This is a genomic window from Janthinobacterium silvisoli (assembly GCF_014200725.1).
Lineage (GTDB): Bacteria > Pseudomonadota > Gammaproteobacteria > Burkholderiales > Burkholderiaceae_D > Janthinobacterium.
Genome location: NZ_JACHCL010000012.1, coordinates 1 through 22,364, shown reverse-complemented (window position 1 = coordinate 22,364; position 22,364 = coordinate 1). Strand labels below are relative to the sequence as shown.

General features: G+C 57.5%; 18 protein-coding genes and 1 tRNA gene. 4 read left to right on the top strand and 15 right to left on the bottom strand.

Features of this window, described 5'->3' with window-relative positions; all coding sequences use genetic code 11:
• The first annotated feature begins 118 nt into the window (after positions 1–118).
• On the top strand, positions 119–1,948 hold the full coding sequence (locus HDE75_RS26320; protein WP_183683011.1) for a DUF885 domain-containing protein: 1,830 nt from the start codon (positions 119–121) through the stop codon (positions 1,946–1,948).
• Positions 1,949–2,001: 53 nt separating this feature from the next.
• Here the strand turns inward: HDE75_RS26320 and HDE75_RS26315 are convergent, their stop codons facing one another.
• The 3 genes from HDE75_RS26315 to HDE75_RS26305 all read right to left on the bottom strand — a co-directional run bounded on the left by HDE75_RS26315 (position 2,002) and on the right by HDE75_RS26305 (position 4,408).
• The gene (locus HDE75_RS26315; protein WP_183683096.1) at positions 2,002–2,841 is read right to left on the bottom strand and encodes an HDOD domain-containing protein; all 840 of its coding nucleotides are present in this window, start codon (positions 2,839–2,841) and stop codon (positions 2,002–2,004) included.
• Positions 2,842–2,953: 112 nt separating this feature from the next.
• Complete coding sequence (locus HDE75_RS26310) at positions 2,954–3,559, bottom strand: ArsR family transcriptional regulator (protein ID WP_183683008.1); 606 nt, start codon at positions 3,557–3,559, stop codon at positions 2,954–2,956.
• 213 nt (positions 3,560–3,772) lie between these two features.
• Positions 3,773–4,408 carry a TetR/AcrR family transcriptional regulator C-terminal domain-containing protein gene (locus HDE75_RS26305; protein WP_183683005.1) on the bottom strand — a complete coding sequence of 212 codons (636 nt, stop codon included), beginning with the start codon at positions 4,406–4,408 and terminating at the stop codon, positions 3,773–3,775.
• Between the two features lie 76 nt (positions 4,409–4,484).
• Between HDE75_RS26305 and HDE75_RS26300 the strand changes: the two genes are divergently transcribed.
• Positions 4,485–5,927 carry an FAD-dependent oxidoreductase gene (locus HDE75_RS26300; protein WP_183683002.1) on the top strand — a complete coding sequence of 481 codons (1,443 nt, stop codon included), beginning with the start codon at positions 4,485–4,487 and terminating at the stop codon, positions 5,925–5,927.
• Positions 5,928–5,940: 13 nt separating this feature from the next.
• On the opposite strand, the gene HDE75_RS26295 is transcribed toward HDE75_RS26300, so the two are convergent.
• Positions 5,941–6,741 (bottom strand): SDR family NAD(P)-dependent oxidoreductase, encoded by an 801-nt coding sequence (locus tag HDE75_RS26295; protein ID WP_183682999.1) that lies wholly within the window; start codon positions 6,739–6,741, stop codon positions 5,941–5,943.
• Between the two features lie 126 nt (positions 6,742–6,867).
• On the opposite strand from HDE75_RS26295, the gene HDE75_RS26290 reads away from it, so the two are divergent.
• Positions 6,868–7,815, top strand: coding sequence for a GlxA family transcriptional regulator (locus HDE75_RS26290; RefSeq protein ID WP_183682996.1), 948 nt, complete (start codon positions 6,868–6,870; stop codon positions 7,813–7,815).
• Here the strand turns inward: HDE75_RS26290 and HDE75_RS26285 are convergent.
• Positions 7,812–8,714, bottom strand: a complete 903-nt coding sequence (locus HDE75_RS26285) for a LysR substrate-binding domain-containing protein (RefSeq protein ID WP_183682994.1) — start codon at positions 8,712–8,714, stop codon at positions 7,812–7,814. The two genes, HDE75_RS26290 and HDE75_RS26285, sit on opposite strands and share 4 nt — an antisense overlap.
• A gap of 105 nt (positions 8,715–8,819) precedes the next feature.
• On the opposite strand from HDE75_RS26285, the gene HDE75_RS26280 reads away from it, so the two are divergent.
• Positions 8,820–9,662, top strand: coding sequence for a pirin family protein (locus HDE75_RS26280; protein ID WP_183682992.1), 843 nt, complete (start codon positions 8,820–8,822; stop codon positions 9,660–9,662).
• A 75-nt stretch (positions 9,663–9,737) separates the two neighbouring features.
• Here the strand turns inward: HDE75_RS26280 and rpoC are convergent, their stop codons facing one another.
• The 10 genes from rpoC to HDE75_RS26230 all read right to left on the bottom strand — a co-directional run.
• Positions 9,738–13,979: a DNA-directed RNA polymerase subunit beta' gene (gene rpoC / locus HDE75_RS26275; protein ID WP_183682989.1), complete on the bottom strand. Its 4,242-nt coding sequence runs from the start codon at positions 13,977–13,979 to the stop codon at positions 9,738–9,740.
• A gap of 122 nt (positions 13,980–14,101) precedes the next feature.
• Positions 14,102–18,208 carry a DNA-directed RNA polymerase subunit beta gene (gene rpoB, locus HDE75_RS26270; RefSeq protein WP_183682987.1) on the bottom strand — a complete coding sequence of 1,369 codons (4,107 nt, stop codon included), beginning with the start codon at positions 18,206–18,208 and terminating at the stop codon, positions 14,102–14,104.
• A gap of 263 nt (positions 18,209–18,471) precedes the next feature.
• Positions 18,472–18,843: a 50S ribosomal protein L7/L12 gene (gene rplL, locus HDE75_RS26265; protein ID WP_038497150.1), complete on the bottom strand. Its 372-nt coding sequence runs from the start codon at positions 18,841–18,843 to the stop codon at positions 18,472–18,474.
• A 67-nt stretch (positions 18,844–18,910) separates the two neighbouring features.
• Positions 18,911–19,447, bottom strand: a complete 537-nt coding sequence (gene rplJ / locus HDE75_RS26260; RefSeq protein ID WP_038500890.1) for a 50S ribosomal protein L10 — start codon at positions 19,445–19,447, stop codon at positions 18,911–18,913.
• A gap of 319 nt (positions 19,448–19,766) precedes the next feature.
• On the bottom strand, positions 19,767–20,462 hold the full coding sequence (rplA, locus tag HDE75_RS26255) for a 50S ribosomal protein L1 (RefSeq protein ID WP_183682984.1): 696 nt from the start codon (positions 20,460–20,462) through the stop codon (positions 19,767–19,769).
• Positions 20,462–20,896, bottom strand: a complete 435-nt coding sequence (gene rplK / locus HDE75_RS26250) for a 50S ribosomal protein L11 (protein WP_034783246.1) — start codon at positions 20,894–20,896, stop codon at positions 20,462–20,464. Before rplK ends, rplA begins: the two co-directional genes overlap by 1 nt.
• Positions 20,897–21,033: 137 nt before the next feature.
• On the bottom strand, positions 21,034–21,660 hold the full coding sequence (gene nusG, locus HDE75_RS26245; RefSeq protein WP_183682981.1) for a transcription termination/antitermination protein NusG: 627 nt from the start codon (positions 21,658–21,660) through the stop codon (positions 21,034–21,036).
• Positions 21,660–22,043 (bottom strand): preprotein translocase subunit SecE, encoded by a 384-nt coding sequence (secE, locus tag HDE75_RS26240; protein ID WP_183683094.1) that lies wholly within the window; start codon positions 22,041–22,043, stop codon positions 21,660–21,662. The genes nusG and secE overlap by 1 nt, the downstream gene beginning before the upstream one ends.
• Positions 22,044–22,075: 32 nt before the next feature.
• Positions 22,076–22,151, bottom strand: a tRNA-Trp gene (locus tag HDE75_RS26235).
• Between the two features lie 66 nt (positions 22,152–22,217).
• The coding region (locus tag HDE75_RS26230; RefSeq protein WP_465052654.1) for an EF-Tu C-terminal domain-related protein at positions 22,218–22,364 on the bottom strand (147 nt) is incomplete at its 5' end.

Here is a 22,364-nt window from a genome sequence, read left to right as displayed (position 1 = left end):
GTTTTTATGCAAACGAGCTGGGCGATGGCGTATGCTTGCGGGTCGACTGTCAGCCGCTGCGCTTATCGGCTGGTCGCCTTGAACGTCTCCCTTATTCTCCTTGCAAAGGACATAACGAATGAAGCATCGTTTTGCCGCCGGTACACTCGGCACCCTGGCCGCCTCCCTGTTATTTGCCTATGCGCCGTTGGCGCAAGCTGCCCAGCCCGCCATCAAGGCCGCCGCACCGGCACCCGCCGTCAGTGCGCCGCAAGCCAAACAGCAGCTGCAAGTACTGGCCGACCAGTATTACGATGCCCTCGCCCGTTTCGACCCGGTCAATGCCACCGAAAGTGGCGACAACCGTTTTGACGACCAGCTCGGCTCTTCCATCGTGCCCGCAGCGCGCGCGAAACAGTTTGTGCTGTACCACCAATTCCAGAAGCGCTTGCGTGCCATCGCGCGCCAGCAGCTGTCGCAGCATGACCAGATCAATTACGATATCCTCGACTATGAACTGGCCTCGGCCCTGAGCTTCGAGCGTTTCCCCGAACACCTGCTGCCGCTGAACCAGATGGATAGCATGCCAGTCACCCTGGCCAACTATGCAGGCGGCGAAGGCTCGCAACCGCTGACCACCGTCAAGCAATACAACGCTTACCTGAGCCGTTTGGGCCAATTGCCCGCCTGGATAGACCAGGCCATCGCCAATATGCGCGTCGGCATGCAAAAAGGCATCGTATTGCCGCGCGCACTGACGGAATCGGCCTTGCCGCAATTCAAGAAACTGGTCAGCGATACGCCGCAGGCCAGCGTGTACTACACGCCGATCAAGAATCTGCCGGCCAGTTTTTCGGCTGCCGATAAAGAGCGATTGACGCAAACCTATACGGTGATTATCCAGGCCAAGCTGATGCCTGCCCTGCAGCGCCTGGCCACCTTCATGGAAAAAGATTATTTGCCGGCCAGCCGCAGCAGCAGTGGCTGGAGCGCCCTGCCCGATGGCGCCGCCTGGTACCAGGCACGCGTAGCCAGCGGCACCACCACCGACATGACGCCGGAGCAAATCCACGCCATCGGCTTGAAGGAAGTGGCCCGCATCCAGGAACAGTTCGCCATCGTGGGACCTAAGATGGGCTACAACGGCCCTGCCTCCGGCCTGCCGACCTGGGTGGCGGCGCAAGCCAAATACCATCCATTCAAGACGGATCAGGAAGTGCTCGATGTCTACCGCAAGCTGAACGTGGTGCTCGACACAAAGTTGCCAGCCCTGTTCACCCTGGTGCCGAAAGCGCCGCTGGACTTGCGCCTGGAACCTGAACTGAGCCGCGACACGGCGGCCGACCACTACACGGCGCCGGCCGCCGATGGTTCACGCCCTGGCGTATTCTGGTCCGTCGTGACCGACCCGAAAGAATATGGCAGCACCGGCATGACCACCCTCTTCCTGCACGAAGGCAAACCGGGCCACCATTTCCACCTGGCGCTGGTGCAAGAAATGGACTTGCCAAACTTCCGCCGCTTTGGCGGCAACAATGCCTTCACGGAAGGCTGGGCCCTGTACGCGGAAACCCTGGGCAAGGAAATGGGCTTGTATGACGATCCGGCGCAATACTTCGGCCACTTGAACGATGAAATGCTGCGCGCCGTGCGCCTGGTGGTCGATACGGGCTTGCACACCAAGGGCTGGACGCGCGAACAAACGATTCAATATATGCGCGAGACCCTGGGCTACGACGCCGTGGCAAAGAGTGAAACGGAACGCTATATGGCGTGGCCAGGCCAGGCGCTGGGCTACAAGATCGGTGCGCTGAAGATCCTGGAGTTGCGCCAGCGCGCGCAGCAGGCGCTGGGCGACAAGTTCAGCTTGCCGAAATTCCACGAAGTGGTGCTCAGCGACGGCACCTTGCCTTTGAAATTGCTGGAAGCCAAGGTTGACCGCTGGATCACGCAGCAGAAACAAAGCTAAGCGCACTTACCATGTGATAAGACGGCAGCGCCAGTGCGGGCTGCCGTGCGCCGCTACACCAGCAAGGCCGCGCTCATCGAACACACTTCTTCGGCCGACTCGGCCAATATGCTTTGCAGGGTCTCGTTATCGATAATGAAATCGATGACGGAGTCCGACGGCGTGAGCATTTCCACAAATGTCTGTTGCAGCGGCGATGGCACGGGCGCCAGTTGCTTGGCCAGCAGCAAGGTGTCGAGCAGGGAATCGGGCGGTATGGCCAGCAAGCCATCTCGCAAGCCTTCGATCGCTTCGGACACGGCTTGCGGTATCAACAGCTTCTTCATGACTTCGCGCGAAATGATTTCCTCGGCCGATTCCATCCAGTGTTCCGCATCGTCTTCCAGCAAACCAGGAAACTCGTCGGCGCGCGACAGCAGATAAAAGCCGCCCACTTCATGCACGATGCCGGCGAACAGGGCCGTATCAGGGTCGATATTGGTCACGCGCCGCGCCAGCACATGGGCCAGCGCCGCCACGTGCGCCGTATGCTCCCACAACTGTTCGGCTTTCAACCGCAATTGCGGATCGATAATCTTGCTGCCGAACTGGCGCACCACCATCGCCGCCACCAGCGCATACAGATTGCGGTAGCCCATGCGCATGACGGCCGCGCGCACGCTGGTCACGGGCGCTGCCGCACCACGGCTGTACACGGCCGAGTTCGCCAAGGCCACCGTGCGCGCCGCCAGCAAGGGTTCGGCCAGCACCAGCTTGATGGCCAGGTCGATATGGCAGTCCGGCTCGGACAAGGCCAATTGCAATTGCAAGGCGGCATTGACGCTGGTGGGGAAGGTCAATTCTCCGCGTACCGCCTGGGAAACAATCAATCCGAACGCCTGTAATTTATTCATCATACGATCAGTCCGCCTCTGTTTTTATTCTCATTACTTATTCTCATCACTTATTTTCAGATTCAGTAATCAGTCATTACCTTATAACAGAAACATTTATACCCAGCCGCACTCAGGAATAAATATCCTGTATTTCCATCGACGCCAATATCGAAGCATCGCCGATCACAAACAATTTAGGCTGCTGTAGTACCTGCAGCAGAAATGGCTGGCCTTCGCGCAAGCGGCGCCGATAATCGGCCAAGGTGTATAAATTGGGATTGATTTTACGACGCAAGGTTCGTTCGGCAGGGGCCAAGCGCGTCAAGATATCGCCATAATTAGCCTCTTCCCCTACCAGCAACAGCTCAACCGGGTCGCCCGGCATATCCTGCCCCTTCGCCGTTGCGCCATACACAAAGGCCAGCTGCAGCTGCGCAGACAAGGGGGCCAGGCTGGTGCTCAGTACGCCAACCAGGCCAAAAGTCTTTTGCACCAGGCCGCTCAATTCCGGATACACAAGGTTTTCCTTGTTCGGCCAGAAGCGCCGCACATTGCCGATACGCTCGGACGTGATCAGGCCGGAATCATGCAGGCGCCGCAATTCGCGCTGAGCCGAGGCGCTACCCAGGCCCGTCAGGCGCATGATTTCATTCAAGTGAAAACCTTCGTTCACGCGCACAAAGAGCAATCCCAACAGCTTCTGCTGGGCCGGGGTGAACAGGGCGTGGGCTATCATGCGCCAAATCTTAGCATGAATAAACTGACAATTGGCATGCCTGGGGCGCAGGCGCAACAATGCTGCTTACCCTTAATGCCCTGGGTTTAACAACACCTGACAAAAACCGTAGCGAGCGGAAGGGAGAGGGGATCGAGAAGCGCAACCGTACTTTGGTACGGTGAGCATCGCAGGTCACCTATACCGACGCGCAGCAGGTTTTGCCAGGTGTTTTCAAGCCATGTGGATTTTTTGCTGTAATCCTAGCAAAATTAAATCAATACCTGCATCAAAACGGGTATCGAGATCGGGATCAAAAATAGAGACCATCGAGGCTAATACATGGGGATAACGGCCACTTGCCATGGCAATAAAATCACCACGCCGGCTTTCCATTTCATCGATGGAGGAATTGCCGGGTCCGGCACCTTGCGCTTCCATGACAAAACCCATCACGTAATAAAGCAAAGTAAATGTGCTCCAGCTGGCCAGTTTCTCCGATGCGCCGCTCATTCGCATGGGCTTGATTAATGCCTCGGCCACGCGAAATACATTATCTGAAATCACATAGGTGCCGCCAAAAACGCGCACGCCATCGCGCCGCGCGGAGAGCGCCAGGCGTAATTGCGCCGCCACCTGGCGTACCTGCCCATCGCACGGGGCATCGACATCGACCGTGCGGGCCACGCCTTCGATCATCCTATCGGCCATACCATCAAGCAAGGCCTGCTTGTTGGCGAAATGCCAGTACAGCGAAGCGGCCTTGATCCCCATGGCCTCGGCCAGGCGGCGCATGGTCAAGCCTTCGATGCCCACTTCATCGAGCAAGTCGAGCGCCCTGGCGACGACGGTGTCACGTTGAATTTTCATTTATGTGCATTCCTCTTGAAACTCTAACGGCGTTAGTTTACCATTTTGCGAAGACTAACAACGTTAGATTGATACCATGCAGAAGACAGAACTTGAAGTGATCATCGTGGGCGCCGGTCCGGCAGGACTGACCCTCGCGTGCGAATTGCGCCTGGCCGGCATCCGTGTTGCCGTGCTGGAACGCCGCCAGGAAGCGACCGTGCATTCACGCGCGCTGACCATCCATGGCCGCACACTGGAAATGCTGGGACTGCGCGGCCTGGACCAGCGCTTTATTGCCTTGGGAAAAACCCTCCCCACCGGCCATTTCGCTGGCCTCGATACACGGCTCGACTTTTCCGGCTTCGATACGCCACATCCCTACACCTTGTTCCTGCCGCAAAGCACTACGGAACGTTTGCTGGAAGAGCAGCTATTACAAGACGACCTGGCTGTCTGGCGCGGTGCGCTGGTCGAGCAAACCGAGCAAGATGAGCATGGCGTCACGGTGGCCGGCACGCACGATGGCGCGCCTTTCACGCTGCGGGCCCGCTACCTGGTGGGTGCCGATGGCGGCCGCAGCCTGGTGCGCCAGCAGGCGGGCATCGCCTTCGAAGGCCTGGCCGCCAGCTGCAGCATGATCATGGGCGACGTGCTGCTGAAATATCCACCGGCATCGCCCATGCTGGCGATGACAAACACGGCGGGTAGCCTGATGATGGTGCCGCTCGGCAATGGCCGCTACCGCGTCATCGTCATGAATGCGCAGCGCCCGCACGTCGCGGTGAGCGAGGCCGCCACCCTGAAAGAGTTGTCACAAGTAAGCACCGCCATCGCGGGGCACGACTTTGGCTTGCACGATCCTACCTGGCTATCGCGCTTTGGCGACGAGACGCGGCTGGCGCAGCGCTACCGCCAGGGCCGCCTCTTCCTCGTTGGCGACGCCGCCCACATCCACATGCCTACCGGTGGCCAGGGCATGAATGTGGGCATGCAGGATGCAATGAATCTGGGCTGGAAACTGGGGGGCATGATCAAGGGCCAGGCGCCGGACAGTTTGCTCGACAGCTATCATGCGGAGCGCCACCCGGTCGGCCTGGCGCTGCAGCACAATACCCTGGCGCAAACGGCCCTGCTGACCCGCTTTGATGCGCGCATGCTGGCCCTGCGCGACACCATCAGCGATATGCTGCTTGAGCCGGAACTGAACCGCAAGATGGCTAGCGACCTGTCGGGCTTCGGCTTGCGTTATGCGGCGCCGCTGGCGGCGTCCGCCCCGCTCGGCAACGCGGACTGGACGGGCCGGCGCATCCCCGACTGGCTGTTGCGCCTGCACGATGGCACGGCCGTCGGCATCCATGAATTGCTGCATGCAGGCAAGTGGCTGCACCTGTCCTTCGACGGTGCACCCGCCACACTGCCCTATGCTTTCGATACTTCCTGGCTGACGTCGCTGCAAGTCAAACAGGCCGGCCCACGGCTGGCCGGCCTGAAAAGCTTGCTGATACGGCCCGATGGCTATGCCGATAATGCGGCGTGATCAGGCGAGATGGTCAAGCCACCTGATAGCGGGCGGCAGGTTTGGTATGCGACAGGTTCGGCCCCAGTGCCAGGCGCGCTGTTTCAAAACGGTCCCAGTCGGCCGCTTCAGGCAAGGACGGCACGGTCACCACTTCGCCCTGGTCGAAACCGGCCAGTGCGGCATCGACCAGGTTTTCCGGCGTCATGACGATGGCTGCTGGCAAATGGGAGATCGGAACGCCAGCGCGGTCCCAGAATGGCGTGGCGATGGCGCCCGGCAAGACGGCTTGCACGCGGATGCCCTTGTCTTTCAATTCGTGGTGCAGCGATTGGGTCAGCGCCAGGACATAGGCCTTGCTGCCGCCATACGTGCCATTCAACAGCTCGGGCGCCACGGCAGCGATCGACGAGATATTGATGATGGCGCCCGCACCACGCGCCACCATGCCCGGCGCCACGGCGTGCGTCAGCCGTGTCAGCGACAGCACGTTCAGTTGCAGCATATGGTCCAGGTCATCGGCCGAGGAATCGATCAGGCTCGCCGTGGCGCCCACACCTGCATTGTTGACCAGCAAGGTGATGCTGGTCTCAGTGCGCAAACGCTGTTCCAGCGCGCGCACATCGTCTGCCTTGCTCAGGTCGGCGGTCACGGTAGCAACCGTGCGGCCCGTTTCGCGGGCCAGTCTGGTTGCCAGCGCGTCCAGTTTGTCCGCGCTGCGCGCCACCAGCAATAAATCGTAGCCGCGGCGCGCCAGGCGTTCGGCATACATGGCGCCGATGCCGGTCGATGCGCCCGTGATCACTGCAGTACCTGTCTGGTTCAACGTCGTCATGATAAATCCTCTTTAGGTTGGGCATGCTCCCCGGCGCGTCGCGCCGACCTTTGCATGCATTGACAGGACCAGTGTAGAGGTTTAACCTTTAACCCGAATGACATAGAAACCTTAATTTGGGCCATCATGCATAAGACCATCGCCTTCGTCGTGTTTCCCGGCTTCCAGATCGTCGACCTGGCTGCCATCACCGTTTTCGAGCTGGCCAATAACTTGCCCGGCGGGCCACGCTACGACATCCAGATGCTGTCTGAACACGGTGGACTGGTGGCCAGTTCCTCGCTGGCCAAGGTCGATACCCTGCCGTTTTCACGGCATGACTACGATACCGTCCTGGTCGGCGGCGCCACCTCGGCCATCACCGCGACTGCCCCTTTCCTCGAGTTTTTGCGCCAGGCGGGCGCGGCGTCGCGGCGCATGGCCAGCATTTGCACCGGTGCAATGCTGCTGGCCGAGGCCGGTTTATTCGATGGCCGCCGGGTTACCACGCACTGGTGCCAGGCGCGCCAATTGCAGCGCGAATTTCCCAAGACCAAGGTGGAAGAAGACCGCATCTTCATCAACGATGGCAAATTCTGGAGTTCGGCCGGCATGACGGCCTGTATCGACCTGGCCCTGGCCCTGCTGGAAGCGGACGCGGGCGTCGAGATCGCCCGCACGGTGGCGCGCCAGATGGTGGTGTATCACCGGCGCAGCGGCGGGCAATCGCAGTTTTCCGCGCTGCTGGAACTGGAACCGAAGTCGGACCGCATCCAGAGCGCGCTCAGCTACGCAAAAGCCAACCTGCGCAAACCACTCAGCGTGGATGAACTGGCCGACGCGGCCCACTTGAGCCGGCGCCAGTTCAGCCGCAGTTTTCGCCTTGAAACGGGCCACTCACCCGCGAAAGCCGTAGAAACCCTCAGGGTCGAAGCGGCGCGCACGATGCTGGAACAAGGCAATCACGCGATCGACGTGGTGGCCCGCGAAAACGGTTTCGATGACCCGGAACGCATGCGCCGCGCCTTTATCCGCGCCTACGGCATGCCGCCGCAAGCGATCAAGCGCGGCTTGCGTCAAACGCAAGCGGCTTAAGAAGCTATTGCCGCCGGCATTTCCTCGGCCAGGCAATCGAGCAAGGCGCGCACCGAGGGCAGCAAACCCTGGCGGAATGGAAACACGGCATACAGATGCGAATCGGCCGCGCGCCACGCGGGCAGCACGCGCTGCAAGCGGCCGCTATGCTCTTCTTCGCGGCACACATATTCAGGCAAGGCCACCAGGCCCAACCCGGCACAAGCGGCATGCTTGAGCGCGACCATATCATTGCTGGCAAAGCGCGCTTGCACCGGCACGGCCAGCGCTGCTTCGTCCCCGTGATGCAACTGCCAGTGCTGCCGGGTTTCACGTCCGAAGATCAGGGCATCGTGGCTGGACAAATCCTGCGGTAGCAGTGGCTCACCGCGGCGTTCCAGATAGTCCGGGGCCGCGTACACGCGCCAGGACACGGCGCTCAGCCTGCGCTGCACCAGCGACGAATCGGGTAGCGGACTGGAATGGCCCCGTATCGCCAGGTCATAACCCGTGTCGATCAAGTCGGCCATGATGTCGCTGGCATGCTGCACCACGGTAATGCCAGGAAAACGGCGCATAAAGCCAGGCAAGATATCGCGCAAGGCAAATTGCGCCACCGTCACGGAAGTGCTGATGCGGATGATGCCGGCAGGCTCGCTCAAGCGGCGCCTTGCGATATTTTCCGTGAGCTCTGCTTCATGCAGCAACACTTGCGCCTGCGCATAGAATTCACTGCCCACATCAGTCAGGCCGAACTTGCGGGTACTGCGGTTCAACAGGCGCACATTCAAGTCGCTTTCCAGCTGCTGGACCCTGGCGCTGAGCGTGGACTTGGCCACGTGCAGCACTCGCCCGGCCGCCGTAAAGCCGCCATGGTTGACCACTTGCACGAAGTAAAAGACGTCATTCAGATTGAGCATGGCGCGATCTTCCCACATTTCCGAACAATCTGTCCGGGCCAGACTATCTTCCCCCACCATGGCAGCCTGACTACACTGATCGCATCATTCATCAGGAGGTCGAGCATGAGCTTACGTTTTTCCAATATCGTCACGGCGCGGCCCATGCCAGTCGGCACCGGTTGCACGATCGCGCAATTTCGCCATGACGCCTTCCAAGGCGCGGCCATGTCACCCTTCGTGATGGTCGACCATTTTCATATGTGGCAGCCGACCTTCGACGTGCATCCGCACGCAGGGTTTTCAGCCGTCACCTTGATGTTTGAAGATAGCCGGGGCGAAATGCTCAGCCGTGATTCACTGGGGCACCACAGCCAGTTCGGCGCCGGCGACCTGCACTGGACCCTGGCCGGCAGCGGCATCCTGCATACGCAACTGCCTGTCGGTGAAGAGGCCCATATCCACGCCTTGCAAATTTTCGTCAATCTGCCGGCGCGCCTGAAAAACCTGGCGCCCGACTCGTTTTGCGTGCCTGGCAAGCAGATGCCCATCATCGGCAAAGCCGGTGTCCGCGTGCGTATAGTGGCGGGCCAGGTGGGGCCGCTGGTGTCGCCAGCCAGCACGCCCACGCCGGTCTTGATGCTCGACATCAAGCTGCAAAGCATCGCCGAACCCTACGCGGTGGACTTGCCTGCCGGCTGGAATGCGTGGCTGCATGTGGTCAGCGGCCAGCTCGATATCGATGCGAGCATCAGCGTGCAGGCCGGCCAGGCCATTTGCGCGAGTGCAGCAGAAGCCAGCCAGCTCAGCTTGAGCACCACGGAAGAAGTCCATTGCGTGCTGCTGGCCGCCCCCAACATCGACGAAGCCGTCGTCACGCACGGCCCGTTTGTATTCGAGAGCAAAGCCTCGCTGCAGCAGGCGCTGGAACGCTTGCAAGCTGGCCATTTTGGGGAAGTTCCGGCTTAACACTATTTCTATCGGACATAAAAAAACGGCACCGGGATTTCTCCACGGTGCCGTTTTTGTTAGCAAGAAGCCAGATTACGCTTCGTCGCCCTGGTGTTGCTGGATTTCGATATCTTGCAACGCTTCGGCAGCTTCGCCAGCCAGCGAGGCTTTTTCTGCCAGCAGCAGTGCTTGACGTTCTTCCACTTCCCACGCTTCTTTCTCTTTGCGTGCGCGGTGGAAGGCCAGACCCGTACCGCCAGGAATCAGACGGCCGACGATGACGTTCTCTTTCAAGCCGCGCAGACCATCGCGCTTGCCCATGATCGCCGCTTCGGTCAGCACGCGGGTGGTTTCCTGGAACGATGCGGCCGAGATGAACGAATCGGTCGACAAGGATGCCTTGGTAATACCCAGCAAGACGTTCTCGTAGGTCGCAGGAATCTTGTTCTCCGACGTCACGCGATCGTTCTCGTCCAGCAGTTCCGAACGCTCTACCTGCTCGCCAACGATGTAGTTGGTGTCGCCGGCATTGACGATCTGTACACGGCGCAGCATCTGACGCACGATCACTTCGATGTGCTTGTCATTGATCTTCACGCCTTGCAGACGGTACACGTCCTGCACTTCGTCAACGATGTAACGTGCCAGTGCTTCGATACCCAGCAGACGCAGGATGTCTTGCGGATCGGCTGGGCCGTCCACGATCATCTCGCCCTTATTCACGACCTGGCCGTCATGCACCAGCACTTGTTTGTCCTTGGTGATCAAGAACTCATGCTTGTTGCCGTCCATGTCTGTGATTTCCAGACGTTGCTTGCCCTTGGTTTCTTTACCGAACGCAACCGTACCCGTGACTTCCGCCAGCATACCGGCGTCTTTCGGCGAACGTGCTTCGAACAGTTCAGCAACGCGTGGCAGACCACCGGTAATATCGCGCGTTTTTTGCGATTCGGTAGGAATACGTGCCAGCACTTCACCAACCGATACCTGTTGACCGTCTTTCACCATGATCAGCGCGCCGACCTGGAAGCCGATCGCCACCGAGTGTTCGGTGCCGGCGATCTTGACTTCTTCGTTGGCGTCGTTGATCAGCTTGACTTGCGGACGCAAGGTTTTGGTCAGCGAACCGCGACGTTTTGCATCGATCGCCACCAGAGTGGACAGACCGGTCACTTCGTCGACCTGACGGGCCACGGTGACGCCTTCTTCGACGTTCTCGAAACGCACTTGACCGGCGTATTCGGTAATGATCGGACGGGTCAGCGGATCCCACGTTGCCAGCGCCGTACCGGCCTTGATGACCATGCCGTCCTTGACGATCAGGGTCGCACCGTACGGTACTTTATGACGCTCACGCTCACGGCCATGGTCGTCGGTAATCAGCACTTCGCCGGAACGGGAAATGACGATTTGCGCGCCCTTGCCATTCGTCACGTAACGCATGGTTGCCGTGAAGCGGATGGTACCGTTCGATTTGGCTTCTACCGACGATGCCACTGCTGCACGCGATGCCGCACCACCAATGTGGAAGGTACGCATGGTCAGCTGGGTACCAGGCTCACCAATCGACTGCGCAGCCACCACACCGACTGCTTCACCGGCGTTGACCAGCAAGCCACGGCCCAGGTCGCGACCATAGCACTTGGCGCACAGGCCGAAGCGCGTATCGCAAGTCAACGGCGTACGCACCTTGACTTCGTCGATCGACAGACGCTCGATCTCTTCGACCATGTCTTCGTCCATCAGGGTACCGGCGTCATACAGGGTTTCCTGGGTTTCAGGATTGACGACGTCATGCACCACCACACGGCCGAGGATACGGTCGCGCAACGGTTCGATGACTTCACCACCTTCAACCAGGGCCTTCATGACGGTACCGTTGGTGGTGCCGCAATCGTCCTCGATAACCACCAGATCTTGCGTAACGTCAACCAGACGACGCGTCAGGTAACCGGAGTTAGCCGTTTTCAGCGCCGTATCGGCCAGACCTTTACGTGCACCGTGGGTCGAAATGAAGTACTGCAAAACGTTCAGACCTTCGCGGAAGTTCGCGGTAATCGGCGTTTCGATAATCGAGCCATCCGGTTTGGCCATCAGACCACGCATACCGGCCAACTGACGAATCTGGGCTGCGGAACCGCGCGCGCCGGAGTCGGCCATCATGTAAATGGCGTTGAACGATTCTTGCGTCGACTTGGTGCCATCGCGCTTGACGACATCTTCGACTTTCAGCTGGTCCATCATGGCCTTGCCGACTTCGTCCGAGGTTTTGCCCCAGATGTCGACTACCTTGTTGTAACGCTCGCCGGCGGTCACCAGACCCGAAGCGTATTGCTGTTCGATCTGCTTGACTTCCGATTCGGCCGTCGCGATCAGGGTCACTTTTTGAGGTGGTACCAGCATGTCGTCGACGCAGATCGAAATACCTGCGCGCGTCGCCAGGCGGAAGCCCGATTGCATCAGTTTGTCTGCGAACACAACGGTGGCGCGCAGGCCGCACTTGCGGAACGACGTGTTGATCAGCTTGGAAATTTCTTTCTTTTTCAGCGCGCGGTTCAGTACGGAGAACGGCAAGCCTTTAGGCAGAATTTCCGACAGGATCGCACGGCCTACCGTGGTTTCGTAGCGGGTGATGGTTTTTTCGAATACGCCGGTTTCAGCGTTTTTCGGGTATTCGGTGATACGCACGGTAACGCGGGTCGTCAGTTCGACTTCCTTGTTATCGTAGGCGCGGATCACTTCGGAGACGTCAGGGAACAGCATCCCTTCGTTCTTCGCATTGATCGCTTCGCGGGTCGCGTAGTACAGACCGAGCACGATATCCTGCGACGGCACGATCGACGGTTCGCCGTTCGATGGGAACAGGATGTTGTTCGATGCCAGCATCAGGGTGCGTGCTTCCATCTGCGCTTCGATCGACAGAGGAACGTGGACCGCCATTTGGTCACCGTCAAAGTCGGCGTTGAATGCCGCGCAGACGAGTGGATGCAACTGGATGGCCTTGCCTTCAATCAGCACTGGCTCGAAAGCCTGGATACCCAGACGGTGCAAGGTTGGTGCGCGGTTCAACATGATCGGATGTTCACGGATCACGTCTTCCAGGATGTCCCATACGACCGGCTCTTGAATCTCGACCAGCTTTTTAGCGGCCTTGATCGTGGTAGCCAGACCCATCAGTTCCAGTTTATTGAAAATGAATGGTTTGAACAGTTCCAGCGCCATCAGTTTCGGCAAGCCGCACTGATGCAGTTTCAATTGCGGGCCCACGACGATCACCGAACGACCGGAGTAGTCGACGCGTTTACCCAGCAAGTTTTGACGGAAACGGCCGCCTTTACCTTTGATCATCTCTGCCAGCGACTTCAGCGGACGCTTGTTGGCGCCGGTCATCGCCTTACCGCGACGGCCGTTGTCCAGCAGCGAATCGACTGCTTCTTGCAGCATGCGCTTTTCGTTGCGCGTGATGATCTCTGGAGCGCGCAGCTCCATCAGGCGTTTCAGACGGTTGTTACGGTTGATGACGCGGCGATACAGATCGTTCAGATCCGAGGTCGCAAAACGGCCACCATCCAGCGGTACCAGCGGACGCAGTTCCGGCGGCAGCACTGGCAGCACTTCCATGATCATCCAGTCAGGCTTGATGCCCGAACGTTGGAACGCCTCTAAAACTTTAAGACGTTTCGCGTATTTCTTGATCTTGGCTTCGGATTTCGATTCCTTCAGTTCCACGCGCAGGGTTTCGGCATCGCGGTGGATGTCGATCGAGCGCAGCAGTTCACGGATACCTTCGGCGCCCATGAAAGCGGTGAAGTCGTCGCCGTACTCTTCGTACTTGGCGGCGTAGTCGTCTTCCGACATGATCTGGCACTTTTTCAGCGGGGTCATGCCTGGATCGGTCACGACATATGCTTCAAAGTACAGCACGCGTTCGATGTCCCGCAGGGTCATGTCCAGCACCATACCCAGACGCGATGGCAGCGATTTCAGGAACCAGATGTGCGCGGTTGGCGAGGCCAGTTCGATGTGCCCCATGCGCTCACGGCGCACTTTGGCCAAGGTGACTTCAACGCCGCACTTTTCGCAGATCACGCCGCGGTGTTTCAGGCGTTTGTATTTACCGCACAGGCATTCGTAGTCCTTGATCGGGCCAAAGATCTTGGCGCAGAACAGGCCATCGCGCTCAGGCTTGAAGGTACGATAGTTGATGGTTTCCGGCTTCTTGACTTCGCCGTAGGACCACGAACGGATTTTCTCAGGCGAAGCGAGACCGATCTTGATTGCATCGAAGGTCTCGTTAGTCTGTACTTGCTTGAATAGATCGAGCAGTGCTTTCATGTATCACTCCAGAGGTGATTAAATTTCTATATTCCTGAGACTACATTGCCCGGCATGGTTTCCCAGCCGGGCTTTGTGTTTCCCAAACCAAATGACGCTTATTGGGTCAATAAGCCTGTCTTTTAGTTGCGTTCGAGATCGATATCGATACCCAGCGAACGGATTTCCTTGACCAGCACGTTGAACGACTCAGGCATGCCGGCGTCGATCACGTGGTCGCCTTTGACCAGGTTCTCGTACACTTTGGTACGGCCATTCACGTCATCGGACTTGACGGTCAACATCTCTTGCAAGACATACGACGCGCCGTACGCTTCCAGTGCCCACACTTCCATCTCACCGAAGCGCTGACCACCGAACTGGGCTTTACCACCCAGCGGCTGTTGCGTGACCAGCGAGTAAGGTCCGGTCGAACGGGCATGCATCTTGTCATCGACCAAGTGATGCAGTTTCAGCATGTGCATCACGCCGACAGTGACCTTGCGCTCGAACGCTTCACCGGTGCGACCGTCATACATGGTCACCTGGTTTTTCGAAGCGGTCATGCCCAGGTTCTTGGCGATGTCGTCCGGATACGCCAGGTCCAGCATGCGGCGGATTTCGGCTTCATTCGCGCCGTCAAACACTGGGGTAGCGAATGGAACACCTTTTTTCAGGTTTTCCGCCAGCTTCATGATCTCTTCGTCGTCGAACTGATCCAGCTCTTCGGCGCGGCCATTGTCGTTGTAGATCGTGGTCAGGTACTTGCGTACTTGCTCGACCTTGGTTTGCGCCTTCAGCATTTCGCCGATGCGGATACCCAGACCCTTGGCAGCCCAGCCCAAGTGAGTCTCGAGAATCTGACCAACGTTCATCCGCGAAGGAACGCCCAACGGGTTCAGCACCACGTCCGCTGGCGTGCCGTCGGCCATGTATGGCATATCTTCCACAGGAACAATACGGGAAACCACACCCTTGTTACCGTGGCGACCTGCCATCTTGTCGCCCGACTGCAGGCGGCGTTTCACGGCCAGGTACACCTTGACCATTTTTTGCACGCCTGGTTGCAGCTCATCGCCTTGCGTCAGTTTCTTGCGCTTCTCTTCGAAGGCCAGATCGAACTGGTGACGCTTCTCGTTGATCGATTCCTTGATCGCTTCCAGCGCTACCGCTGCATCGTCGTCCGCAGGGCGGATGTCGAACCAGTGGTATTTGTCCAGATCGGCCAGGTACTCCTTGGTGATCTTGGCGCCTTTGGCCAGCTTTTTAGGGCCGCCGTTGACAACTTTGCCGATCAGCATTTTTTCCAGACGCTGGAAGGCATCGCCTTCAACGATACGCATCTGGTCATTCAGATCCAGACGGAAGCGTTTCAGTTCGTCATCGATAATTTGCTGGGCGCGTTTGTCGCGCACGATACCTTCACGGGTGAAGACTTGTACGTCGATCACGGTACCGATCATGCCCGAAGGCACGCGCAGCGAGGTGTCTTTTACGTCCGAAGCTTTTTCGCCGAAAATCGCGCGCAGCAGCTTCTCTTCCGGGGTCAGCTGGGTTTCGCCTTTAGGCGTTACCTTACCAACCAGCGTGTCGCCGGCCTGTACTTCAGCGCCGATATAGACGATACCGGACTCATCCAGACGTGCCAGCTGATTTTCAGCCAGGTTCGAGATGTCGCGCGTGATTTCTTCCGCGCCCAGTTTGGTATCGCGTGCAACAACCGACAACTCTTCGATATGAATCGAGGTGTAGCGGTCGTCTTTCACGACGTTTTCCGAGATCAGGATCGAATCCTCGAAGTTCAGACCATTCCATGGCATGAACGCCACGGTCATGTTCTGGCCCAGAGCCAATTCACCCAGGTCGGTCGATGCGCCGTCGGCGATCACGTCGCGCTTGGCAACACGGTCGCCCACTTGCACGATAGGACGCTGGTTGATGTTGGTGTTCTGGTTCGAACGGGTGTACTTGATCAGGTTATAGATGTCGACGCCCACTTCACCAGCTTGCGCTTCGTCATCGTTGACGCGAATCACCACACGGCCTGCATCGATGTAATCAACGATACCGCCACGCAGTGCTTGTACCGTGGTGCCCGAGTCGACCGCTACAGTGCGTTCGATACCGGTACCAACCAGCGCTTTTTCAGGACGCAAGCAAGGCACAGCCTGGCGTTGCATGTTGGCGCCCATCAATGCACGGTTCGCATCATCGTGTTCGAGGAATGGAATCAGCGAGGCAGCGACGGAAACGATCTGGCCAGGCGCCACGTCCATGTACTGGATGCGCTCTGGGGATACCAGGATGGTTTCGCCAGCTTCACGGGCCGATACCAGTTCATCGGACAACATGCCTGCGTCGTTGATGGTCGCATTCGCCTGAGCGATGATGTAGCGGCCTTCTTCGATGGCGGACAGGTAGTCGATCTGGTCGGTGATCTTGGAGCCTTCTACCTTGCGGTATGGGGTTTCCAGGAAGCCGTATTCATTCAGGCGGGCGTACAGAGCCAGCGAGTTGATCAGACCAATGTTCGGACCTTCCGGTGTCTCGATCGGGCAGACGCGGCCGTAGTGGGTCGGATGCACGTCGCGCACTTCAAAGCCTGCGCGTTCGCGTGTCAGACCGCCGGGTCCCAGAGCCGATACGCGGCGCTTGTGGGTAATTTCCGACAGAGGATTGGTTTGGTCCATAAACTGCGACAGCTGGGACGAACCGAAGAACTCGCGGATTGCAGCCGAAATCGGCTTCGAGTTGATCAGGTCATGCGGCATCAGGTTGTCGGCTTCGGCCTGGCCCAGACGTTCCTTGACTGCGCGCTCAACACGTACCAGACCGGCACGGAATTGATTCTCAGCCAGTTCGCCCACGCAACGTACGCGACGGTTACCCAGGTGATCGATATCGTCGACTTCGCCGCGGCCATTGCGCAGTTCCACCAGGATCTTGATCACGGCCAGCACGTCTTCGTTCGACAGGGTCATGGCGCCAGTCAGTTCATCACGGCCGATACGGCGGTTGAACTTCATGCGGCCCACGGCCGACAGGTCGTAGCGGTCCGAGTTGTAGAACAGGCCATTGAACAGCGCTTCAACGGAGTCTTCCGTTGGCGGTTCGCCTGGACGCATCATGCGGTAGATCGCCACTTTCGCTGCCATCTGGTCAGCGGTGTCGTCGATACGCAGGGTTTGCGAGATGTACGCACCTTGATCCAGGTCGTTGGTGTACAAGGTCTGGATTTCGGACACGTTGGCGTCGCGCAGACGGCCCAGCAGGTCTTCGGTCAGCTCATCGTTGGCGGAAGCAACAACTTCACCGGTGTCGCCATCGACGATGTTTTTCGCCAATACGCGGCCCAGCAGGTAGTCTTCCGGTACGGAAATGTGTTTGATGCCAGCCGATTCGATATCACGCACGTGTTTGGCGTTGATACGCTTGTCTTTCAGCACCAGGGTCTTGCCCGACTTGTCGACGATGTCGAAACGCGCAACTTCACCGCGCAGACGCTCGGCAACGAATTCCATCTCCGCGCCTTCGGAGCGCAGGTTGAAATTGTCGAAGACAAAGAAATTAGCCAGGATTTGCTCGTGCGACATGCCGATTGCTTTGAGCAAAATCGTCACTGGCATCTTGCGGCGGCGGTCGACGCGGAAGAACAGGATGTCTTTCGGGTCGAACTCGAAGTCCAGCCACGAACCGCGGTAAGGAATGATACGTGCCGAGAACAGCAGTTTACCGGACGAGTGAGTCTTGCCGCGGTCGTGCTCGAAGAACACGCCAGGCGAACGGTGCAACTGGGAAACGATCACACGCTCAGTGCCGTTGATCACGAAGGAACCGGTGGTCGTCATGAGCGGCAATTCGCCCATGTAGACTTCCTGTTCTTTCATTTCCTTGACGACTGGCTTGGTTGGCGATTCCTTGTCCAGGATCACCAGACGCACTTTCGCGCGCAGCGGCGACGCGAACGTCAGGCCACGTTGTTGGCATTCTTTGACGTCAAAGGCAGGATCGCCCAGAACGTACGACAAGAATTCGAGACGCGCAAAACCATTGTGCGACACGATAGGGAAAATCGAAGTGAAGGCCGACTGCAGGCCATCGTTCTTGCGGCCGGACGGTGCTATGTCCTCTTGCAAGAAGCTATGATAAGACTCGAGCTGGGTCGCCAGCAGGAACGGAACGTGGTGAACGTTGGCGCGCTTCGCGAATGATTTGCGAATGCGTTTCTTCTCAGTAAATGAGTAGTGCATGGACACTCCGTGAGTGACAGAAAGGATAGAAAATTCAGGTTTTGCAAGTGTTCATTTGCAACGCTGCGTGTGACACAGACGAAACCTCAAGGCTCTGCTTTCCGGCTTGAATCGAACAAAACTGCGACAGATATTGCTACAAGACGCTACAAATACATTACAAATACAATGCAGACGACAAAGGAGCCAAAGTCGGATTTCCCCCCTTGCAAGGGGAAATCTCAGACTTTGGCTCGGGCGCTAAACTGACGCCAGTACAGATATTACTTGATCGAAGCGGTTGCGCCGGCTTCTACCAGTTTCTTCTGTGCTGCTTCAGCGTCGGCTTTCGAAACGCCTTCTTTCACAGTTTTTGGTGCGCCATCGACCAGGTCTTTAGCTTCTTTCAAGCCCAGGCCGGTGATTTCGCGAACTGCTTTAATGACGCCAACTTTGTTTGCGCCGAAGGTGTCCAGAACAACGTTGAACTCGGTTTGCTCTTCAGCAGCTGCAGCTACTGCGCCGCCGGCTGCTGGAGCAGCCATAGCTGCTGCCGACACGCCAAATTTTTCTTCGAAAGCTTTTACCAGGTCGTTCAGGTCCATTACGGACATGGCGCTAACTGCTTCCAGGATATCGTCTTTGCTAATTGCCATTTTGAAACTCCTAAATTTATTACGTTAGTTACATCAGATTGGTACTGAGAGAAAAAAGCGCGCGCTATTAAGCGGCTGCTGGGGCTTCTTCCACTGCTGCTTCTGCAGGAGCGGCGCCTTCGCCTTTTTTCGCTGCCAGAGCAGCCAGACCACGTGCAAAGCCCGACACCGGAGCCAGCATAACGCCCAACAGCTGCGAAATGAGGACTTCACGGGAAGGAATACTCGCCAGAGCTACGACAGCCGCTTTATCAAGCGATTTGCCGGCGTAGTTACCTGCCGTGATGACCAGTTTGTCGTTGGTTTTAGCGAAGTCAGCGATGACTTTAGCTGCTGCAACGGCATCGTCCGAGATCGAGTAGATCAACGGGCCGGTCATGGAATCGGCGAGGCTGGCGAATTGGGTGCCTTCGACGGAGCGACGAGCCAATGTGTTTTTCAACACACGCAGGTACACGCCTTGGGCACGTGCTTTAGCACGCAGTTGCGTCAAGTGACCAACCTGGATGCCACGATATTCGGCCACGACGATAGTTTGCGCAGTTGCTACTTGTGCGGAAACTTCGGCGACGACGGCCTTTTTGTCATTCAGATTGAGACTCACGGTCAACCTCCTTAAATGATGTTCGACACTCTTTACCGAGTGGTAAAGCGTCTTGCATCGGTTCGAACACGGCGTCCGAAGTCAAGAAGTACTAAACTGAGCGGATGGATTCACGCAGCATGAGGACTACAAAACTTGTTCGGGTACACCATCTGCGTTGGGCACTTCCCGTTGCCGGAAAGCCTATTAACCTTCTGTACCTGCTGTCCCAGTCGGCCCAACGGTCTTTGATTGTCTGCCTGCACGGTGAAAACACCACGCAGACAGCCCAAAGATGCGCCCGCAGCGCCCGAAGGCGCCACAGGACTTGATTCTTTACTTAAGCTGCCAGGCTAGCCTGGTCGATACGGACGCCAGCGCCCATGGTCGACGACAGCGAGACTTTGCGCAGGTACACGCCTTTGCTCGATGCTGGTTTAGCTTTGTTCAGGGCGTCGATCAGTGCGACCAGATTCGATTTCAGATCTGCGTCAGCGAACGATTTACGGCCGATGGTAGCGTGGATGATACCGGATTTGTCGGTACGGTACTGAACTTGACCGGCTTTCGCGTTTTTCACGGCGGTAGCGACGTCAGGAGTAACAGTGCCAACTTTCGGGTTAGGCATCAGGCCACGTGGGCCCAGGATCTGACCCAGGGTACCAACGATACGCATGGTATCTGGCGAAGCGATCACGATATCGAAAGGCATGTCGCCGGCTTTGATTTGCTCAGCCAGGTCTTCCATACCAACGATGTCGGCGCCAGCTGCTTTAGCAGCTTCAGCTTTGTCGCCCGACGCGAAAACAGCAACGCGTACGGTTTTGCCGGTGCCAGCTGGCAACACGACGGAGCCGCGTACCACTTGGTCGGATTTCTTAGGATCAACACCCAGTTGTACCGATACGTCGATCGATTCATTGAACTTGGCAGTTGCGCACTCTTTGATCAGCGCGACAGCATTGTCGAAACCATACGCTTTGGTGCGGTCGACTTTGGCTTTGAAAGCCTTGATACGTTTGGATAACTTAGCCATTATACAACACCTTCCACCGTGATACCGATCGAACGTGCGGAACCAGCGATGGTGCGTACAGCAGCATCCATGTCGGCAGCGGTCAGATCAGGGGTTTTCAATTTAGCGATTTCTTCAGCTTGTGCGCGGGTCAGCGTACCGACTTTGTCGGTATGTGGCTTCGGCGAACCTTTGGTGATCGCAGCAGCTTTTTTGATCAGGTAGGTTGCTGGAGGCGTCTTCATCACGAAGGTGAAGGACTTGTCAGCAAATGCGGTGATCACGACTGGGATCGGCATGCCTGGTTCCATACCTTGGGTCTGCGCGTTGAACGCTTTGCAGAATTCCATGATGTTCAGACCACGTTGACCCAGAGCTGGACCGATTGGTGGGGATGGGTTTGCTTTACCAGCTGGCACTTGCAGCTTGATAAAACCAATGATTTTCTTTGCCATGATGGCTCCTATCTTGGATTGAGTAGTAGCGCCCCGCCGATCCTACCCTGGCGGGGCTCCTCTGACCGGATTTCGCTAACTTGCCGCGGCGCTCCTGGTGGCGCTGCGGGCCTTGCGGCCCATGATGCTGATCTTGCTTAGACTTTTTCGACCTGGCCGAATTCGAGTTCTACTGGGGTAGCGCGGCCGAAAATGGTGACCGAAACGCGTACTTTGGATTTCTCGTAATTGACTTCTTCGACGTTGCCGTTGAAATCGGTGAAAGGACCATCTTTGATACGTACTTGCTCGCCCACCTCGTACAAGGTTTTTGGACGGGGCTTTTCCACACCCTCTTGCATCTGGCGCATGATGGCGTCGATTTCGCGCGCGGAGATCGGCGTCGGCTTGTTCGACTTGCCACCGATAAAGCCGGTAACTTTGCTGGTGTTCTTGACCAAGTGCCAGCTCTCGTCCGTCATTTCCATTTCAACCAGCACATAGCCAGGATAGAAACGACGCTCGGTAACCGACTTCACACCATTCTTGACTTCAACCACTTCTTCGATCGGCACCAGAATCTGGCCGAACTGGTCTTGCATGCCCGCGCGCTCGATACGCTCGGTCAGTGCACGCATGACGCTCTTTTCCATGCCGGAATAAGCGTGCACGACGTACCAGCGCTTGCTGCTCACCGGAACGCTCAGCGCTGCACCAGCATCCGTTGCCGGAGCGTCGCCCGCTACGGATTCACCCGTCGCTTCATCATGCACATTTTCGCTCATTATTTTTTCCAACCAAGAATTACGTCATACAACAGAAACTCAAGCAATTTATCCGTGCCCCACAGGAAAATCGCCATAACCAGCACGAAGGCAAACACGATCAAGGTGATCTGTGTAGCTTCTTTGCGGGTAGGCCAAACGACTTTCTTGGTTTCGCGCACAGCTTCTTTGGCGAAATTCAGGAATTCACGGCCGGTCGTCGAGATCCACAAGAGCGCAACAGCAATAAGCAAACCAGCCACAAGCGCGCCTGCGCGCACCAGAGCTGGTTGGCCTGCCAGGTAATAAAACCCGACTACTCCTGCAATCGCTGCCACTATTGCCAGCGCGACTTTTATCTTGTCACTCGACGTGCTAACGGTTTGCACGGATTGATTTGACATTTTTCTACTTTCGGTGCCCTGCACCTTGACGGTGGCAGGGACGGAGGGCATCGAACCCCCAACCTTCGGTTTTGGAGACCGACGCTCTGCCAATTGAGCTACGTCCCTACGTAAAACTTTAGTGGAGCGCTATTCTACCACCCAAGACGCCTCGGGTGGAAGCATAACATTTCCTTATGCGAGGATTTTTGCAACCACGCCGGCGCCGACGGTACGGCCGCCTTCACGGATAGCGAAGCGCAGACCTTCTTCCATCGCGATCGGGTTGATCAGCTTGACGGTGATCGACACGTTATCGCCTGGCATAACCATTTCTTTGTC

Coding starts and splice junctions, on each gene's coding strand:
- HDE75_RS26320 (WP_183683011.1), top strand. CDS start 119: ATGAAGCATCGTTTTGCCGCCGGTACACTCGGCACCCTGGCCGCCTCC.
- HDE75_RS26315 (WP_183683096.1), bottom strand. CDS start 2,841: ATGAATAAATTACAGGCGTTCGGATTGATTGTTTCCCAGGCGGTACGC.
- HDE75_RS26310 (WP_183683008.1), bottom strand. CDS start 3,559: ATGATAGCCCACGCCCTGTTCACCCCGGCCCAGCAGAAGCTGTTGGGA.
- HDE75_RS26305 (WP_183683005.1), bottom strand. CDS start 4,408: ATGAAAATTCAACGTGACACCGTCGTCGCCAGGGCGCTCGACTTGCTC.
- HDE75_RS26300 (WP_183683002.1), top strand. CDS start 4,485: ATGCAGAAGACAGAACTTGAAGTGATCATCGTGGGCGCCGGTCCGGCA.
- HDE75_RS26295 (WP_183682999.1), bottom strand. CDS start 6,741: ATGACGACGTTGAACCAGACAGGTACTGCAGTGATCACGGGCGCATCG.
- HDE75_RS26290 (WP_183682996.1), top strand. CDS start 6,868: ATGCATAAGACCATCGCCTTCGTCGTGTTTCCCGGCTTCCAGATCGTC.
- HDE75_RS26285 (WP_183682994.1), bottom strand. CDS start 8,714: ATGCTCAATCTGAATGACGTCTTTTACTTCGTGCAAGTGGTCAACCAT.
- HDE75_RS26280 (WP_183682992.1), top strand. CDS start 8,820: ATGAGCTTACGTTTTTCCAATATCGTCACGGCGCGGCCCATGCCAGTC.
- rpoC (WP_183682989.1), bottom strand. CDS start 13,979: ATGAAAGCACTGCTCGATCTATTCAAGCAAGTACAGACTAACGAGACC.
- rpoB (WP_183682987.1), bottom strand. CDS start 18,208: ATGCACTACTCATTTACTGAGAAGAAACGCATTCGCAAATCATTCGCG.
- rplL (WP_038497150.1), bottom strand. CDS start 18,843: ATGGCAATTAGCAAAGACGATATCCTGGAAGCAGTTAGCGCCATGTCC.
- rplA (WP_183682984.1), bottom strand. CDS start 20,462: ATGGCTAAGTTATCCAAACGTATCAAGGCTTTCAAAGCCAAAGTCGAC.
- rplK (WP_034783246.1), bottom strand. CDS start 20,896: ATGGCAAAGAAAATCATTGGTTTTATCAAGCTGCAAGTGCCAGCTGGT.
- nusG (WP_183682981.1), bottom strand. CDS start 21,660: ATGAGCGAAAATGTGCATGATGAAGCGACGGGTGAATCCGTAGCGGGC.
- secE (WP_183683094.1), bottom strand. CDS start 22,043: ATGTCAAATCAATCCGTGCAAACCGTTAGCACGTCGAGTGACAAGATA.